At 42.8% G+C, this 2495-nt stretch carries 2 protein-coding genes; both read left to right on the top strand.

What is annotated here, in order from left to right; all coding sequences use genetic code 11:
• Window positions 1–2211, top strand: a 2211-nt coding sequence (locus ACOCD2_RS16690; RefSeq protein WP_419625802.1) for a hypothetical protein, incomplete at its 5' end; no start/stop codon positions are given.
• Window positions 2198–2495, top strand: a 298-nt coding sequence (locus tag ACOCD2_RS16685; RefSeq protein WP_419622933.1) for a phosphoadenosine phosphosulfate reductase family protein, incomplete at its 3' end; no start/stop codon positions are given. The genes ACOCD2_RS16690 and ACOCD2_RS16685, both read left to right, overlap by 14 nt.

The following is a 2495-nucleotide window of genomic DNA, read 5'->3' as shown; positions in this document are numbered from 1 at the left end:
CACGGTAACTTCAAGGCATCTAAAGAATTAGTCATGCTAAGCCTGCCAACGAAGAGATGTGTTGAGAAGGCGCTTAAAGGTTTAATCCAGAAATCAGTTGTTCAGTATAGGAAGTTCAGTTCTGAGTATCGGGTTTGGCAAGGCAGCGACTTTGACCTTGAAGAACATGTTAGAGAAGAGATCAGTAAGCTAGGCGCATTTAATCTGGCCGAGCAGTTAAATACTAGACATGCTTTGTTGCCTATCGTTGCACGTCGCTATACCATCGATAGCGGTACACTGCGTTATTTTGTGCCGGTTTTTGCCGATGCATCGAGCTATGAAAAACTCGAGGTGAAGAGCCGTGATGCACGAATCATCATCTATTTGGCCGAAAGCAGTGATGATGAAGTCCTGTTCGCTGAGAAGGTGGTCAGCCATTTCTCAGAACTAGATATAGTGGTTCTGTGCCGAAATGGTGATCAGTTGCGTGAGATTCTTGCTGAATCTTTGGCGCTGGAAGAGATTCAGCGAGGTGCACAATCGCTACACACTGATCCAGTGGCTCAGCGAGAGTTTAGTGATCGTTATGCGGCGGCTTCTACTAAAGAAGATGGGCAAGTCTCGTACCTTATTGAAGAGCCAGGACTTGGACAATGGTTCTACGGTGCTAAACCTTTGGAAATAACAAATAAGCGAGCGCTTCAAGAAGTATTGTCCTCAGTTTTGAAAAAGGTATATCGCTTAAGCCCTAAAATATTTAATGAGCTGATTAATAGGGATAAGCCTTCTTCACAGGCGAATGCAGCCAAAAATAAACTTGTCGTGGCAATGCTGAACAATGGAAATGAGGAAGACCTCGGTTTTGACAAGTTTCCGCCAGAGAAGGCGATATATCGTGCCATGCTAAGAAAGGCGAATATTCATGTTGAAGGTGGAAACGGCAATTGGTACTTCAAAGGGCCTGCTTCAAATAAAAAGGCTGACGATCCATGTAATTTCTATGGCGTGTGGTCAAGAATAGATCGACTCTTAAATACTACTGAGAAATCCCAAAAGTCACTCGTTGAATTAAATAGAGAGTTACTGGCCCCACCCTATGGTGTTAAAGAAGGCGTCCTGCCCATTCTTTATGTAGCGGTAATTATTGCTAATCAAGATGAATTGGCAATCTACGAAAACCGTGTTTTCAAACCGCGTTTTACAGAAGAGATGATAGAGCACTTCGTAAAGCGGCCCGATGAATTTACTTTTCAGCGCTTTAGAATTGCCGGGTTAAACTCATCCATCTTTAAAGAGTATTCAAAAGCACTCTTTAAAGATGGAAAAACACGTGATCTACTAGGAATTGCAAAGCCAATTGCAAATTTTGTGTGTAGTTTGCCGGAGTACACACTGAAAACATCAAGAGGGCTTTCAAAACGTAGCCAGGCTGTACGTGACGTGTTCAGGCACTCTAAATCGCCGGTTACTTTATTAGTCGAAGAAGTGCCCAAAGCGCTTGGTTATGATCTGAAGGGAAAAGATCAGGGCGATTTAGCTGTTGCTGGTTTGTCGCAGGACTTAACTGAAACACTGCGCGAACTTAAATATTGCTTCTCAGAATTAAAAGACGAGATGCGTAAGTTGTGTGCACAAGCTCTTCATTTTGATAAAGAGATATCGCTGGAAGAGCTGAGGAAGTCAGTTTACGGCCGTTATATAGGACTCGAAGATTACACTATTGATAGAGATGGGCAGCGTGCTTTTATTCTTCGGTTAATACAAAAAGAAGGATGCGATGAGGCATGGTTCGATGGCCTGCTGACATTTCTTGGGCGTAAATCAATCGACAAATGGAGTGATAATGACAGAGATGCAGCAGAATATCGCTTAACCGAGTTTAGTCGTAAGCTGAATGATCTCGAAAAACTACGAGTTCATTATCAAGAAGTCGGAAATAAAGTTGATTCAGAATTTGAAGTATATCTGATCCGCAGTGTTAAGAAGGGTGCGTCGGACTATGATGAAGTCGTGGCTGTTGACTCAAAACGGCATGCAATCATAAAGAGTGCAAAACGGGAAATAACTGAGAGGTTAGAAGAGTTAGGCGGGCAAGAGCTAGGTTTAGCTGCACTCGCTGAGGTGGTTGATGAGTTTCTGGCGAAATACCGTGAATCAAATAAACAACAGCTAAAAGCTACTAAGCTAAAGGCTAAAAAGACAGTTAAGGGGCGAAATGAAATGGCATGAATATGCGTTAAACGCTGATAAAAACTCTCGCCATGTGTTAGGAATCTCTGGCGGTAAAGATAGTGCAGCACTCGCCATCTACATAAAAGAACACTACCCAGAAATTTCCGAGAAAATGGAGTACTTCTTTACTGATACAGGTGCAGAGCTGCAAGAAGTTTACGATACCTTAGATAAGTTGGAAGCTTATTTAGGAAAAGAAATTGTTCGTCTGGGTAGCGAAAAGCCCTTTGAATATTGGCTGCGTCTTCACAATAACTACCTGCCCTCACCACGTCAACGCT

It is taken from the genome of Thiolapillus sp. (assembly GCF_048562965.1).
GTDB lineage: Bacteria > Pseudomonadota > Gammaproteobacteria > Chromatiales > Chromatiaceae > Thiolapillus > Thiolapillus brandeum_A.
Note: the sequence above shows the minus strand (reverse complement) of the source record. Positions and strands in the feature narration are given on the sequence as shown.